General features: G+C 45.8%; 12 protein-coding genes, 1 pseudogene and 1 riboswitch. Of the genes and pseudogenes, 1 reads left to right on the forward strand and 12 read right to left on the reverse strand.

Going from position 1 to position 15,428, the window contains the following annotated elements; genetic code table 11:
* Positions 1-351: 351 nt before the first annotated feature.
* The 8 genes from ypeB to BR63_RS12730 all read right to left on the reverse strand — a co-directional run bounded on the left by ypeB (position 352) and on the right by BR63_RS12730 (position 8,931).
* Positions 352-1,716 (reverse strand): germination protein YpeB, encoded by a 1,365-nt coding sequence (gene ypeB, locus BR63_RS12700; RefSeq protein ID WP_034425217.1) that lies wholly within the window; start codon positions 1,714-1,716, stop codon positions 352-354.
* 125 nt (positions 1,717-1,841) lie between these two features.
* Positions 1,842-2,522, reverse strand: coding sequence for a spore cortex-lytic enzyme (gene sleB / locus BR63_RS12705; RefSeq protein WP_034425218.1), 681 nt, complete (start codon positions 2,520-2,522; stop codon positions 1,842-1,844).
* A gap of 96 nt (positions 2,523-2,618) precedes the next feature.
* Positions 2,619-3,368 (reverse strand): hypothetical protein, encoded by a 750-nt coding sequence (locus BR63_RS12710; RefSeq protein ID WP_034425219.1) that lies wholly within the window; start codon positions 3,366-3,368, stop codon positions 2,619-2,621.
* On the reverse strand, positions 3,368-3,535 hold the full coding sequence (locus BR63_RS12715) for a hypothetical protein (protein WP_153802178.1): 168 nt from the start codon (positions 3,533-3,535) through the stop codon (positions 3,368-3,370). The genes BR63_RS12710 and BR63_RS12715 overlap by 1 nt, the downstream gene beginning before the upstream one ends.
* Before the next feature lie 428 nt (positions 3,536-3,963).
* Positions 3,964-5,025, reverse strand: coding sequence for a YeiH family protein (locus BR63_RS12720; RefSeq protein ID WP_034425220.1), 1,062 nt, complete (start codon positions 5,023-5,025; stop codon positions 3,964-3,966).
* A gap of 442 nt (positions 5,026-5,467) precedes the next feature.
* Positions 5,468-5,596: a hypothetical protein gene (locus BR63_RS19785; protein WP_276568905.1), complete on the reverse strand. Its 129-nt coding sequence runs from the start codon at positions 5,594-5,596 to the stop codon at positions 5,468-5,470.
* Positions 5,593-7,590 carry a stalk domain-containing protein gene (locus BR63_RS12725; protein WP_034425221.1) on the reverse strand — a complete coding sequence of 666 codons (1,998 nt, stop codon included), beginning with the start codon at positions 7,588-7,590 and terminating at the stop codon, positions 5,593-5,595. The genes BR63_RS19785 and BR63_RS12725 overlap by 4 nt, the downstream gene beginning before the upstream one ends.
* 162 nt (positions 7,591-7,752) lie before the next feature.
* On the reverse strand, positions 7,753-8,931 hold the full coding sequence (locus tag BR63_RS12730; RefSeq protein WP_034425222.1) for an anaerobic nitric oxide reductase flavorubredoxin: 1,179 nt from the start codon (positions 8,929-8,931) through the stop codon (positions 7,753-7,755).
* A gap of 171 nt (positions 8,932-9,102) precedes the next feature.
* Between BR63_RS12730 and BR63_RS12735 the strand changes: the two genes are divergently transcribed.
* A complete protein-coding gene (locus BR63_RS12735; RefSeq protein ID WP_034425223.1) occupies positions 9,103-9,474 on the forward strand; it encodes a hypothetical protein in 372 nt (123 codons plus the stop codon).
* 54 nt (positions 9,475-9,528) lie between these two features.
* On the opposite strand, the gene BR63_RS12740 is transcribed toward BR63_RS12735, so the two are convergent.
* The 4 genes and pseudogenes from BR63_RS12740 to BR63_RS12755 all read right to left on the reverse strand — a co-directional run bounded on the left by BR63_RS12740 (position 9,529) and on the right by BR63_RS12755 (position 15,423).
* A complete protein-coding gene (locus BR63_RS12740) occupies positions 9,529-9,726 on the reverse strand; it encodes a hypothetical protein (protein WP_034425224.1) in 198 nt (65 codons plus the stop codon).
* A gap of 147 nt (positions 9,727-9,873) precedes the next feature.
* Positions 9,874-11,111: pseudogene (locus BR63_RS12745) on the reverse strand (IS110 family RNA-guided transposase).
* 698 nt (positions 11,112-11,809) lie between these two features.
* A riboswitch (cyclic di-GMP riboswitch) is annotated at positions 11,810-11,898 on the reverse strand.
* A gap of 125 nt (positions 11,899-12,023) precedes the next feature.
* The gene (gene murJ, locus BR63_RS12750) at positions 12,024-13,607 is read right to left on the reverse strand and encodes a murein biosynthesis integral membrane protein MurJ (protein ID WP_034426300.1); all 1,584 of its coding nucleotides are present in this window, start codon (positions 13,605-13,607) and stop codon (positions 12,024-12,026) included.
* Positions 13,608-13,641: 34 nt separating this feature from the next.
* Positions 13,642-15,423, reverse strand: a complete 1,782-nt coding sequence (locus tag BR63_RS12755; protein WP_051966346.1) for a phospho-sugar mutase — start codon at positions 15,421-15,423, stop codon at positions 13,642-13,644.
* Between the last annotated feature and the right edge of the window lie 5 nt (positions 15,424-15,428).

Consider the following 15,428-nt stretch of genomic DNA (forward strand, 5'->3'; position numbering starts at 1 on the left):
TTCAAAATTAACAGCAACGAGTCACGAGCTCATCCCAATACTTAGTTTGTTATCACTGAGTTTTACATTGTCTACCAACAATTCATACTCTAGATTAATACTTCCCCCAACTTCTGTCAAGTTAGACTCCTTCTTAATTACCACAATTATATGTTGCCTGCGGGAATGATGTCAACGCAACCGGCGACTTCCGACATCCGATCACCGACTTCCGAATTCCGACAGTGATAGGAATGCTTCATAGATAATATTAATACTTCGGCTATCGGATTTCGGAAAGCGGGTATCGGAAAGCGTCCTTCTACTACCAAACTAAATAACTCAAAAGCTCCGCTGAAGCGGAGCTTTTGCTTAGCCTTCTACATTAAAATCGAATTTAGGCGGCGGCGTAATCCGTACAATGGATTCCTCGCTGCCAGTGAGGGCGTTATAGAAAATAACAAACTTCTCCGTATCTATGGACCCCCGTACTTCCCAGGCAAGAATTTCTTTTCCCCAGGTATCGGCAATTAAGGCAGGACGGATTAATTCTACATTTAAATAGGAACTCACTTGTTTTTTCAACTGGGCTTCGCTGATACGCGGCGACCCTAAATCCCTTTTTTTATGGTACATATAATAGGGTGTTCCTTCGTAGCCGATAATTTCGCCATTATCCAGGGCCACCTGTACTTTTACCTGGTCCGGGTAAAGAAGGATATCACCCTGCCGCGGCACAAAGGTATAAATGCCTGTCCCATCTCCCTGGTCCACTTCTACCAGGACCATATCGTTAAAACCATGGCTCTGCAAGAAACTTTTAGCATTACGTTCACCGGCGCTTAAATCCAGGGTCAAGTCACCCACGGTCTTCGGTTTCATGGCCCAGATGATGGTTCCGTCCAGTTTACTGACATCGACATAAACAGGTACATTTTCGTTTTCCATGGGGGGGAACTCTATACCGAAGGTGGGAATATCCCCTACACCTTCGTAGCTGATTCTGGCCTGATGTTTGTCATCCGGGGAAAACCACCATTTTTGGGCAATATTCTGGGCCTCTGCCGCGCTGATATCCTGATTCCCTCTAACCTTTTTCACATCGGGCCTTACCCGGCTAAACTCTTCATCCAGGTTTAATTCCGGGTATTCCTCCATTTTTTTCTCCATAAGCTGGAAACCGTCAATAATCGTATTATCGACTAAGTCCCCATTAGCCTGTACCGCAGATACCTCCACCTGGGTCCAGCTCAGCTCTTGATCCAGGATTTGCGAAGCCACCTTTGCCAAATCCTCCCTTAAGACTTTGGCCCGGTTATAAAGCTGTTCCACTGTCTTCAGGTCTTTTTCCGTAAGCCCCGTTTGTCCCTGGGCTGTCCGGTTCAAAAGGGCGTAAGAAACATCCCCTGTATCGGAAAGGAACTTTTCCGTTTTCGATAAGGGGACAAAGGCCAGGGGTAAGGCCCCCAGATCCTCTTGAGCGGCAAAGACCTGACGCCAGATAGTGGCCAAGCCTAAGATAGCCTGTTCCTTCGATGAACTGATGAGCGTCTGGGCCAATTGTCCAGCAATGGTATCAATATGCCAGCTCAATTCATGATAAGATTTCTGGTACAGACTCTCGGCCCGGTTCTGCAAATTCTGCCGTGCATGGTATTCACGATAACCCCAGTATCCTGTAGCCAACAAAGCTACCGTTAAGATGCCGGGCAAAACCCAGTAAAGCCATTTCCTCATCCTCAATCCCCCTTTTATTGGGGACATTCCTGTCCCTTTTCCGCTTTCCGCTTTCCGACTTCCGCCATCCGACGAAAACCACTAGCAACTAGTAACTAATAACTAGTAACTAAACTGCTGCGAACTTACCGGGCAAAGACGTGTTTACCGATACGGGCAATGATGGGCCTGGACCAGATCCACCTTGAGGTGGCCGTAGCCGGATTCCAGTAGTATAAGGCTCCACCCGTAGGATCCCAGCCATTAATGGCTGCACGGGCCGCCTTTACTGCTGATTCCGTAGGAGGCCGGTAGTACTGCCCGTCTGAAACGGCATCAAAAGCCCCGGGTTCAAAAACGACACCATAGACAGTATTGGGAAAGTTGGAGTTCCTCACCCGATTCACTATTACCGCACCGACAGCTACCTGTCCGACATAGGGTTCACCCCTGGCTTCCCCGCTGATAATTTTCGATAAGACGTAGACATCATTGCTGGAGACTGTACCACCCCGGCTGCTTTGGGCAGCCGCAGGCTTAGCCTTATTCATGAGAGCGTTCCAGGTCTTTGTACCTACTACACCATCAGCCTTTAGGCCATTACGCCTTTGGAAAGCTTTTACCGCCTGGGCAGTCTGCCAGCCATATCTTCCGTCTATTTTCACTATGCTAAAACCCAGGGCTTTAAGCTTTGACTGCACTTGCCGCACATCGGAGCCGGATACACCGATGTATAAGGGTCGCGCCTGGGCCACGGCCGCGAAATATGCGGTAAAGAAAAGGATTACTGTGAGAACAACCACCGCTGTCCCAAACAATCTTTTCAAAGCATCGGAACCCCCTTTTTGATTTTGAATTTAGTATTTGTGATTTTGGCCCGGTATATCCAAAAAAAGAACCCCGCAGGGTTCTCAAGAATTTTTCTATTCGGGAATACAAGCGGCACTGAGAAACAACAAATACACAGGATAAAATATAAGAAAAATACTTACTGTAAGGGAGGGATTAAAGAAAAGAGATAAAAGCATAACCGGCAGACCATAGGTAAGGATATAAAGTAGAAGATATCGGTTGGTGCCCAGCCAGGTTTTTATCCCCAGCTTATAGCTAAAGAAAGGCATAACTAAAATCCAGGGCAGGTAATACAGGGTATCGCCTTTCAACGTATTATCGTCCCTGGTAATTTCCAGGGATGTATTTTTGGGAACATGACGCGCGGGGTAGATCAAGGCATCCCCTGCATACCGGGGCTCGTCTAAATCCACTAAAGCTTCTAGGGCTGGCAAAAAGTTAATAAAGCCGGAGAATTTTCTATCAATATAAAATGTCTGTTCATGACTTATCACCCACACGGTCTCGTATTGATTTTTTTGTTTTTCTACAATAACTCCCTTGATATTTCCGGCAGGAATACGCACCGAACCATACTGGTTCTCCAGGTAAATGTTTTTTCCCGGGTAATCTATGACTATCCTGGTGGCAGCCAGCGTTACCCCCTGGTTGAACATCAATAGATAAACCACGAGAAAAGCTGCACTGGCATAGTAGATGAAGAAACGATAAAACCCTGCCCCGGCTTCCATGATTAAACCCATACTGATAACGATGTGCAAAACAAAACTGACAACAATGGGTAAAAAAAAGAGCACCGGATGGTTCATGGTAAATTCCACTAGTTCCACCCCTCTTCATGGAAGCCCAGGGTAGTGATGCCTACGATAAAGACAATAAGGCCCCACAGGAATTGGTGGTTCCCGATAAGAGCCAAGCCCGTAAAGACTGTCAAAACTCCCAGGCTTTTGATTAATACGATGATCACTTTTAATGCGGCCTGTCTCATAACTCCCGTCTCCCCAGCAGACTGCAAAGATACGTGTGAAATACACTACTTTTATGTGTATGCACTGTTTACCTGCAGTATGACAGGCACATTAGCAGATATTATAGCTGACGCAGTAGCTAAGGCGGCCAGGGAGACCGGGGCAGTGCGGACGTAGATTAGTTGGTAGTTGGCAGTTCGCAGATACTGTTTCGGTGACCGGTGACCAGTGACCGGAATCGGTGACCGGTGACCAGTGACCAGTAAATTAACCGGACACCGGACACTGGACTCTGGTCACAATTTCGGATGTCGGTAAGCGGAAATCGGACATCCGAAACCGAATTATTGGATCAGATAGGAAATATACGCAAAAAGAAGGCCTCGCAGGCCTTCTTTTTGCGCACAAAAGGGAACCGCGTATGCAGTTCCCTTTTACTATCGTTATTTTATGCCAACAGACCAAAGAGGACGTAAGCCAAGGCCAGGGCCAGCACTGTGTTAAAGAGAGTAGCAATTAAGAACACCACTGTGGGCTTGCCGCCGATATGTTTGAAATCGGCAAAAGTGAGCTCCAGACCGATACAGACAAAAGCCAGGTTGAAGGCCCACTGCTGCAGGTTCTTGATCGCGGTTAAATCACCTTTATCGAAGAAGTTTATACTGGCAAGAATAGAAGTCAAAACGAAGCCCAGGACGAACTTGGGGAAACGCTCCCAGATTACGGAGGCACTGGGCTTGGTGCCTTTCTCTACTACCACGGTAAAGTAGAAGGCCAGAGCAAAGGCTACGAAACCGATGAGGGCGTTCTGGGTCATCTTGACCACAGCGGCAATTTTGGCGGTTGCCTCCCCGTGAATGGTACCGGCACCCACTACTGCAGCTGATGTATCAATGTTTCCGCCAAACCAAGCCCCTGCCACTTCAGGAGGCAGACCCATCACGTTAGCCAACCAGGGCATAAGTACCATTAAGGGGAGAGCAGTGAAAATAACCAAAGCCGTAACATAAGCCAGTTCTTCTTTTTTGGCCAGCACAGAACCTGCTGCGGCAATGGCCGCGGACACGCCACAAACGGAAATGGCGGTGGCCATTACGGCTTTGAGGCTTTCCGGGAGACCATACTTGTCACAGAGCCACCAGGTAAAGAAGAACACAGCAGTTATCATAATGAGACCTTGAATAATTCCTTTTCCACCCACACTGACGATAACAGCCAGGTTCACACTTGCACCCATCAGTACAAGCCCCGTTTTGAGGAAGAGTTCAGTCCGGATGGCAGGCTTAATCATTTCTTTTGTGTTAGTAGCAGTAACGATAGCGTTAGTTATTAAACCTAAAAGAGCGGCCCAGAGAGGGTACTCTAGCGCTTTTGAAAATTCTTTGCCCACAAATTTAGCGGAATTATGACTGAGCCAGTTTACGACAAGAGCCAGGGCTGCTATGATAACAATGCCAATGATGGTCCCCATTAGCTGGGATTGAGGCTGTTTTTGTGTATTTACGCTCATCTTTCAACTTCCTTTCTTTCTATTTTACCAGGGTACCTTGGGGATAAACTTCATAGCCACCGCAAAACAAAGGCCCAAACCCAGGATAACTGCCCACCAGTCTTCATGTAGCTTCATCATTACACCTCCCACGCTGCTCTTTATATGTACCATAAGCATCTTGCTAATATGATGCATAAATTAGCGTTTTATAAATAGTATAATTTCAGCTTATGGTATTGTTAAACATATTTCGACTTAAAACTGATAATCCCTTCTGGATTAGCGCAATATTTCACAATTTAATAATAAGGATATTTAACTCTATCTATAAAATTATTTTGTGATTGTGGGGGCAAGTACTCTTTCTTCATCCCCCTACACCTTTATAGGGAAAGTGATTCTTTCCCTCAAGCAACAAAGGCCTCTCCCTAAGCGGGAGAGGCCTTTGTTGCTTTATTTCTTATACCATTGTTTTTTCCCATGAAGGTATTCCTTTATCCCAGGCCTGATCACAGGAATAAAAACATCCCTTTAGCTCCGGGAGAAGACCCATATCCTGTAAGATTGCCGCTGCTTCATGCTTGTTCACGTTCGCACATCCACTACCCAGCTGGCCACCCAGGCTGCCTCGCCGGACGTGAGTTTAACCTTATACCAGTCACCCTCCGTCCCCGTAATCATCATGTATTCTCCTTTTAATACTTTACCTGCCAGGGGATAATGGGTACCGGGGCCGCTTCGCACGTTGACGTAGCTGTGCTCTGCTTTCACATAAGCTTTATAGCCAATGGGATATTGATTAACAGGAGTGGAGTTACTGCTGCCGGACCCGTTGCCCTGGGTAATGGTGATGCTGCGGGTCGTTCCGTCCCAGGCCACCTGGGCCCCGAAATTTTCACTGACAAAACGGATTGGCACCATCAACCTGTTGTTAATCATGGAGGCAGGGGCCGCCAGGCTAACAAAAGCACCATTGACTTTGGCCAGCTTGGAATTGACCCAGAGTGTCATTTCTTTTGTTCCATACTTTACTGTCACATAGCTGCCTGCACTGTTATATTCGGTAGTTGCCCCCAGAGCGTCAGCCACGAAACGTAAGGGCACCAAGGTAACATTGCTGACAATGGCGGGGGCTGCATCCATCACGGTTACCAAATTATCCACCTCGGCCAAAATACTGTCCACTCTTAAACGTACCGTTTTGTTCACGGTAACAGGTGTAGTGCCGGGTGGAATTACGGAAGAGGAGGCAGTTTTAATGACATACCAGTCGGAAAGAATGGTACCGGCACTCCTTAAGACTCCTACATCCATTTTATACTGGGCAGGTCCGGGATTTTTGATGCCGGCGGCTCTATCGATGCTAATCACGATTTGCTCATTACTGGATAAAGTTTCGTCCAGGGTAAAGATTAGTTCCCCCTTCTTTGTGTTTACCAGAACTCCGGCGGCAGTCCTGCCGTTTACTTTGACATGTTCTTTGCTCACTGCGGAGGGAATCTCCGTACCGCTGGGAAAAGCCAGAACTAACCCGGTAATGGTACTGTCAAACCTGTAAAGGAGGCCAGGCTTGATGGTGATGGTATAAGCGGCCTGCTGTCCAGCTCCGTCGGGGGTAACCACAACACTGAGGCCTGCTTTACTTTCTTCAGCGGAAGAGCTGCCTTCCTCCGTCTTATACGGGAAAGAGGTGATTTCCCGTGTCTCAGCCGAGGTGGCTACTCTAATGGTGTTATAGGCGGAAGCCCGGGGATTTTTAATCTGGGCTTCGGAGGAAATCACTAACTCCACGGCCCCGTTGGCAGGAATCGTTAACCCCGCCGGCAATTGAAGGGTAATTTTATTTCCCTCTATGGTCAAGGTTTGACCGGCTAGAGTGTACCCGTTAATGGTTATGCAGCGGCCATCTACCCAACCGGGCATCCCCGTACCGGAAGGAAAGGTAAGGAAAATCTTATCTACCCCTCCCGTTAATCTGCCGTTGGGTGAAGTTTTAAAACTGATCCGGTACACAGGGGCTTTTCCGCTTTCCCCTGTGCTGATGCTGACTTTAGGTTTGCTTACGCCATTGGAGTATTCAAAGTCGGTAATATAAAAGGGCTCTGTCTTCACTTCCTTCGTGTCCTGAGAGGTGTAAAGGGCAATCTGATAATACCCTGCTTCCCGGGGATTGCGGATGACACTGCCGGCGATGCCGATTTCCACTTCTTCTCCCGCTAAGATATTCACGGCGGAAGGTACAGTCAGAGTCAAAATATTGTTGGATAAATCCAAGCCCGCCACATCACGGCTGTTGCAAGAGACATTGCCTGCTGTAATATTTGAAGAAATGTCAATCCCTTGTGGGAACTTGAGGGTAACGGTATCTCTCCCCCCCATTAAAGTATGGGGAGTCGTAAAGCGTATAAAATAAGAGACAGGTCTGTCTACCACATTGTCACGCAGGATAAGCTCCGGATTTGTTACTGCTGTATAACTCCCGAAAATCCTTATATTCCTATGGGCTGCAACCGCCGGTACAGGGAAATAATACAGGCTTAGTATAAGTGATATCACTAAGAGAAAGGAAATTTTTCTCCTCACATCATCACCCTCCTTATCCTCTGCTTTTTCGCTACCATTCTTTTCTTATTATACATAATTTTCATACCCGGGGAAAACTTGGAGAAGGACTGTTTCCGTATAGAACATGGGAAATAAGAAATAGACCAAAGAGGTAAATCTTTGGTCTAGGAAATCTTGAAGTTATAGTTTTTTCGCAAACTCCCGGCCGAACTCCACACATTGGGCCAGTTCTTCTTCCGTGGGATTATACTGGACACGGATCCCTTCCTGCACTACCTTGATACCGGCCTGTTCCAGTCGCTCGGAAATATTTTTTACGGCTTCCCCGCTCCAACCGTAAGAGCCGAAAGCAGCCCCCACTTTGTTTTTAAATTTCATGCCCTTCAGCAGTTCCAGTACGGCGGCCACTGAGGATAAGAGGCTGTTATTTACAGTAGAACTCCCCACAAGGACGGCTTTGGCCCTGAAAACATCAGCGATAAGCTCGGTATGGTCCGTCTTGGCGGAATGGATAATTTTATAGGCCAAACCCTCTCTTTTCAACCCTTCGGCAATGGCATGGGCCATTTTTTTCGTGGCTTCCCACATGGTGTCATAAATAACAGCCACAAAATCTTCCTGGTAGTCTCCGGCCCACTGGTAATACTTGTCCACAATCTGCAGGGGGTTGTCCCGCCAGATGACACCATGACTGGGAGCAATGATTTCCACGGGGAGATTTAAGGATTTAAACTGGTCAATCTTCTGCCTTACCATCTTGCTGAAGGGGGTAAGGATATTGGCATAGTATTTTAGAGCCTCCTGGTAAAGCTCACACTGGTCCACCTGGTCATTGTAAAACTGAGAGGTGGCATAATGCTGCCCAAAGGCATCATTGGACAAGAGGACATTGGCTCCCTTGACATAGGTGAACATGCTGTCGGGCCAGTGGAGCATGGGAGCTTCAATAAACATGAGTTCATACTCACCCAGGCTAAGGGTATCCCCGGTTTTCACCACCTGAATGTTCCAATCCTGGTGGTGGTGTTTCTTTAAAATCTTGGCCCCGTTTTGGGTGCAGTAGATAGGGGTATGGGGGATCTTGGACATTAAAAGCCCCATACTCCCCGAATGATCAATTTCCGAGTGATTGACCACAATGTAATCAATATTCTTAAGCCCCACGTTTTTCTCCAGGTTCGCCACATACTCTTCTTTGAAAGGGTCCCAGGCCGTATCCACTAAAACGGTTTTTTGGTCTTTGATGAGATAAGAATTATACGTGGAACCCCGCCGGGTGGTATATTCTTCACCGTGGAACTTTCTGAGCTCCCAGTCTTTGATGCCTACCCAGTAGATGTTCTTTTTTATTTCAAACATGCTTTATCCTCCTTTTCTTAATTTACTTCTATCCTATCTAATAAGAATGATTCCTGCAAGTACTCTGGTAAACTTTACCGTTACTATTTGCCTGTAACCTGTTTCAACTTGCGTAATATAGTATTATGCCGTAAATTATACCATTTCACGCTAAGCAAGGGAGAGGGGATTATGCTAAACTGTCTGTGGCGCAAGCTAACGCATATTTTGGCAAAACCTCAATTTTCACCACCCATGGAAGAAAAAATGGATAAGCTGATAGAAAAACTCACCGCCCTGGAAAAGAGCCAGGAGGATTTATACCGTTTGCTGGCGCAAAAAAGCTGGGTAATAGAGAAAATCATCATCGAAAAGATGCACAACGATAAACTAGAATTCAGACTTGATACCATAGATGTGAAAGAATTAAGCGGCATGCTCAATATTGGTGTTAATCACGGAGGAAATCTCATCAAACACACGCCTGACAAAACAATAAATGATCCCGGCATTACTCCGGTAAAATTCAGTTATAAGAAAAACATACAGGCCCCTCCAAGATAGTGAAAAGAAAAAGGGAAACCTTCCATGTGAAGATTCCCCTTATGTACTGTACCGTTAAACTAATGATGCCTGGTCACTGTCAAAATCCTCTACAAGATACAAATGGCGTTCTTTTTTATCCGGAGCAAGGGAACACTTATTTGTCCAGGTTTTATCTCCCAAATTTTCACCGCAATAAGGGCATTTCCAATCGGGATCATCATAAGCGGAATAGGAATTTCCCCCGCAAGCAGGACATGTTTTTTTAATCATGTCAGACTTTCTCCTTTATTAGTACGAAAATAACCCTATCAAATAATCAATATGCTTGTAAGGCAAAAAAGACAATAACGAACTAGCAGATGCAAGTTCATGCATCTGACGGATTAATCCTTCTGGAGGATATAACTGTTAGACAGCTTACTGGACTTCTCTCACCTCCAGACCGAGTTTTTTAGCTTCGGCAATAATTCTTTTTACACGGAATTTTTCCTGTTTTTGTTTAGCTTTTTCAAAGGATGTCTCGTCGTAGTCAACATCTTTCTTCAATAAGTTGTAAATGATCACGAGGAGCTTTCTGGCTAATGCAATGAGAGCTTTCTTGGCCCCGCGGCGTTGTTTTATCTTCCAGTACCAAGACGATAAATAGCTATCGCGTATTCGGGTGATGCACCAGGCAATTTCGCAAAGGATTCGTTTTAGATAGGTGTTGCCATGGGTGGTACGGGTGGACTTTTTTTTCCTGCACTTTCATTATTACCAGGACTTAAGCCCGCCCAGGAACAGATATGTTCCGCGGTTTTGAATCGGCTCATATCAATGCCGATTTCCGCCAAGATTGCAGCAGCGGCGGTTTTGTCAATCCCCGGGATGCCGTCCAGTTGCTCCAGTTGTCTTTGATATTGCTTGAGTTTTTCCTCAAGCTTTTGCTCTACCTGGTGAAGATGCTCGTAGTGCTGATCCAGCCACCCTAGCAAAAGCTTGAGGAACTCCCTTTGGTGAACATCCATTTTACCATTGACAGCCTGTTTGATCTCATGGAGCTTGCTCTTAGCGCGCCCCTTTACAAATGTTTCTACTTCGCGGGCAGATATCTTCCCGTAGCAGCAAAGGTGATCTATAATTGCTCGGCCTGATACGCCGAATATATCGGTGAGAAATGTTGACAGCTTAAAGCCGCAGCTTTGTAAGTGCTTTTCAATCCGATTTTTCTGGGAAGTAATTTCCTCGACGATGCTTTTACGGTACCGGGTCAGATTACGGAGTTCCCGGATAGGTTTCGAGGGGATAAAACTTCCTTCTAACAATCCGGCACGCAAGAGAGTGGCTATCCATTCAGCGTCCTTCATGTCGGTCTTTTTGCCAGGAACATTCTTCATGTGCCGGGCGTTGGTAACAATCAAAACCATACTGCCGTCAAAGGCTTCTTCCAGTACGTTATATACAGGCTGCCAATAAACACCAGTACTTTCCATAGCCACATTCCGGCAGTTTTCCTCTTCCAGCCAGGCTTTTAGTTCATCAAGTCCAGCAAGAAGGGTGGAAAAAGTGCGGATGGTTTTAACTGGTTCCCCGTCAACATTGCCTTTTAATAAGCAGGCGACAACAGTTTCCTTGTGGACATCAAGACCACAACAAATTTCCAGAATGTCTTGCATACGACTCACTCCTGCTCCAATGGATTTCAGGGATGATTGCCCGAGAAAATATGGAGTTTAGTACCCGTGCTGTTCCCAAGTCCTTAAAAACAAGGGGCGACAATTGGCCGTGCTCAAAGGCAATCAGGTTAGGTTTTTAGTCGAGGTTATACCATCAAAATACAATCAACCTTTGTCCCTGATAATTCCAATGTAGCAGAAAATTAGACCATTGTAATCACTTCTACATATTTTCATAATTGGTTGTGCCTTCTAGGCATGGGTGGTTTTTAGGATGTTTTTAGTAGATTATATGTGCCGCATCCCCCGGGCTGTTACTGTTGGATTGTGAATGGAAAAATAATAAGAAGCAATACAAACGCATAGAATGCATTCATATTGCCTCATCGGGCTTTACTAATAATCTTATTATATAGGACTAATACAATAAATACATCACTACACTAATAAAAGATATAATCAGAGCACCAAAAACCAAGACTTTCACGTAATCATTAGATGGGGGAAGGCCTTTCTTTTCTCTCATTAGGTATTGTTCTCCTTGAAAAAAAATCACATATAAAAATATACCACATCTCTTGCATTCTGTCAGTCATGTTTTTTTACGTTTAAGCCAATTACTGAAGTGGCTATCAAAATGAAAAAACCCTGTTTTAGGAATCACCAAAACAGGGGTAAAGTCTGACTTCACCCTGGTTACCGGCAACCCGACCATCATGGCCCCCGCAAGGACTTTAGACTCGTGGCTTTGCGTCCCTGGCTTTCGCCAGGTTTGCCTTTATCAGTGATATAATCTTTGCTACATGGTTACACACAATTCCATAAAACGGTGTCTAATAACCTTTATTCTACACGAAACAGCATATTCCTTCTCTATTTATTAAATAATTCTAATAAAACGGGACTGGGGCTCTAGGTCCCAGTCCTTAAGGCTACCTTGCCTTTATTCGCAATGACTTTCGTAATATCCAGCAAATAACTAAATTCATCTATTCTCGTGATAAACCCCGTTAGGAGGTATACTATCAAGCCAATGAAAATATCAATCCCCACCCTTAGGGCCAATAAGATTTTACTGCCTGTGAGGGTTTTAACCAGAATAGCATCCATACCGCTGACAGCAAGACCCATGATCAGGGAAGCAGCAACTACCTTGCTGGCAAAGATAAGCAACTCCTTGTTTATAATTCCTTTCACTCGTCTGCCTAATATGGCAACGAGCAGAAGGGCATTAACAGTACTGGCTATGGAATTAGCCAGGGCAAGACCGAGATGCTGACCGCTTTTAACCAATAATACGGAAAGCCCAAGGTTTATAGCCACAGTTACCACTGTCACCTTCACAGGGGTTACCGTATCCTGCAGAGCATAAAAACCCCTGGTAATGACTGGCCCCAGGCACTGACCGATTAACCCCACTGAAAGGAGCAGCAAAGCCCCTGTAGTAAGATAGACCGCCCGCTCATCAAAGGCACCCCGCTTAAAAAGGAGCTCCACTATGGGATGCCTGAGAATCATTAATCCCATGACTGCAGGGGCAGTAAAGAGGAAGACCATCTTTGCCCCTCGCGCCAGAGTACCCGTAAACCGGCCCATTTCTTTAAAGGCCACAGCCCGGCTCAAGCTGGGAAATATGGCTGTACCCACCGCCATTACAAATATACCCTGAGGGAGAAGTATCAGCTTTGTGGCATAGTTCAGTGCGGAGATGGAACCTTCATTTAGACCCGAACCAAAGAAATAGTAAATGAGTACATTTAACTGACCCACACCACTTCCTATGAGAACGGGCAGCATGAGACGAAAAACTTTCTTTACACTCTCATCCCTGATACTGATTAAACCAATAAAGCGAAAGCTCGTCTTCTTAATAAAGATTATCTGAAAAAGGGCCCCCATAGCAGTACCCACTAACATACCTAGAGCTGCACCGTAGATTCCATAATTACGCCCTAGGGTAAAGACCGCTCCTATGACCGCTATATTGAGAATAACGGGGGCCATGGCCGGGGGCGCAAAGATATTACTTGCGTTTAATACACCCATTAGGAAGTTTGTGATAGTAAAAAAGAGGATAGTCGGAAAGATCAAGATGGCCAAAACTGAGGCTAGCTCCAGGGTTGACTCGTTAAACCCCGGTGCAAATAGCCTGATGACGTACTCGGAATAAGTAATGCCCATGAGAACAATAATCCCCATGATAAAAACAGCCACCACAAATACTGTAGTAAAAATTTTCCTGGCTTCCGGCACCTGCCCCCTGGCCATGTACTCCAGAAAAATAGGAACTACCACAACCACCAGGGCAGAACTTAGTATGCCATTAAACATATATGGAATGTTAAAGACCACCAGAAAGGCATCAGTAACACTGTTGGCCCCAAACTGCTGGGCTATAACTGCCTCCCGGGCAAAACCCAGTATCTTTGACAGTACTGTGATTACGGCTATAACCAGCGTAGCTTTAGCTACCGTACCCACTTTTTTATTGTCCATATTTAACTCCAATACTTATACAAAATTTCTCAATCTACATGGCAGCATTAAGCCGTAAGCAGTTTCCCTGTAACCTGTCAGCACTGCCTTGGTTCATAATATCTATCATATAATTCTTTAACTGCAGTAATTTATCGTTAGCCTCAACTTCACTACCACCACAAACACCAAAATAGATTTTAAGCTTTGGCTCAGTACCGGAAGGACGAATGCACAACCAGGAAGCATCCTCCAGGATATATTTCAAGACGTTGGACTTGGGAAGACTGATTAGTTCCTCCCTGCCTTCTAACAGGTATGATCTTCTCTGGTTTAGATAATCCTCCACAGCGACAATTCCCTTACCAGCTATGGTGAGAATATAACCTTTTCGGAAATCTTCCATTACCTTCACAATTCTCTCCTGCCCCTCTTTCCCTTCCAGGTTCAAAGAGAGCAAATCTTCCCGATAGAAACCGTACTTGCGAAAAATACGCTGAAGCTGTTCATAGAGGGTAAGCCCCTTAGTTTTATAGTAAAGGGCCATCTCCGCAGCCAGAAGACAAGCCTGAACGGCATCCTTATCCCGCACTTCATCACCAATGAGGTAGCCATAGCTTTCCTCATAGCCAAAGAGGAACTGTCGTTCACCTTTCTCCTTGAATTCCTTTATTTTCTCCCCTATATATTTGAAGCCGGTCAGGGTATCAATGGTCTCGATTCCATATGCCGCAGCTATGGATCTGCCAATTTCCGAGGTAACAATGGTCTTAATTACCGTACCATTGGGTGGAAGCAATCCCTGGTTCTGTCTCTGGGAGAGAATATACTCCAGAAACAGGGCCCCCAGCTGGTTTCCCGTGATAACTCTGTATTTGCCCGCATCATCCTTCACAGCTACACCCACACGGTCTGCATCAGGATCAGTAGCCAGCAGGATATCGGCGTCAATTTTCTCCCCTAGCTTTATACTCAGCTCAAAGGCAGCATGCTCCTCAGGATTAGGGTATTTTACCGTAGGAAAGTTGCCATTGGGACATTCCTGCTCGGGAACCACGTGTACATTCCTGAAGCCCATTTCTCTCAGGATGCGTGTTACAGGCTTGTTCCCGGTACCATGGAGTGGCGAATATACAATAGTGATTTCCTGCCCCCGGTCCTTTATCAGTTCAGGCTGCAAGGACAAAGTCTTTACATAGGAAATATATTTCTTTACCAGTTCATCCCCTGGAAAGACTATCAGCCCTCGCAGAACAGCTTCATCATAGTCCATTGCGGTCACCGCAAGCTCATCAACCACCTTCGCTATCTCCTGAGTAATGGCATTTGCTATATTATCTGTAATCTGACCGCCATCGGACCAGTAGACCTTGTACCCGTTATATTCGGGGGGGTTGTGGCTGGCGGTGATGACTATCCCTGCAGTAGCCTCCAGTTCCCTTACAGCGAAAGACAGTACCGGTGTTGGCATCAGTTCCTTGAACACAAAGGCTTTGATGCCATTATCAGCCAGTACCTTCGCCGCTTCTACGGCAAACTCCCGGGACATCCGGCGGGAGTCATAGGCGATAACTACCGAGGGCAGCTTATCCCAGCGGATGTTTTTATGCATGTATAAAGCTAAACCCTTGGTAGCCTTGCGGACGGTATAGATATTCATTCTGTTGGTCCCCGCTCCGATGATGCCACGCAAACCCCCTGTACCGAATTCCAGATCTTTGTAGAACCTTGCTTCGATTTCCCTCTCATTTTCTGCAACCTCTTTAAGCTCATTTCTTAATGTTTCATCCAGGTTAGGATGATTGAGCCATTTATAATACTTCGTCAACTGATCCACTTAGC

It is taken from the genome of Thermanaerosceptrum fracticalcis (assembly GCF_000746025.2).
Lineage (GTDB): Bacteria > Bacillota > Peptococcia > DRI-13 > DRI-13 > Thermanaerosceptrum > Thermanaerosceptrum fracticalcis.

Coding starts and splice junctions, on each gene's coding strand:
- murJ (WP_034426300.1), bottom strand. CDS start 13,607: ATGGACAATAAAAAAGTGGGTACGGTAGCTAAAGCTACGCTGGTTATA.
- BR63_RS12735 (WP_034425223.1), top strand. CDS start 9,103: ATGCTAAACTGTCTGTGGCGCAAGCTAACGCATATTTTGGCAAAACCT.
- BR63_RS12740 (WP_034425224.1), bottom strand. CDS start 9,726: ATGATTAAAAAAACATGTCCTGCTTGCGGGGGAAATTCCTATTCCGCT.
- ypeB (WP_034425217.1), bottom strand. CDS start 1,716: ATGAGGAAATGGCTTTACTGGGTTTTGCCCGGCATCTTAACGGTAGCT.
- BR63_RS12720 (WP_034425220.1), bottom strand. CDS start 5,025: ATGAGCGTAAATACACAAAAACAGCCTCAATCCCAGCTAATGGGGACC.
- BR63_RS12715 (WP_153802178.1), bottom strand. CDS start 3,535: ATGAGACAGGCCGCATTAAAAGTGATCATCGTATTAATCAAAAGCCTG.
- BR63_RS12730 (WP_034425222.1), bottom strand. CDS start 8,931: ATGTTTGAAATAAAAAAGAACATCTACTGGGTAGGCATCAAAGACTGG.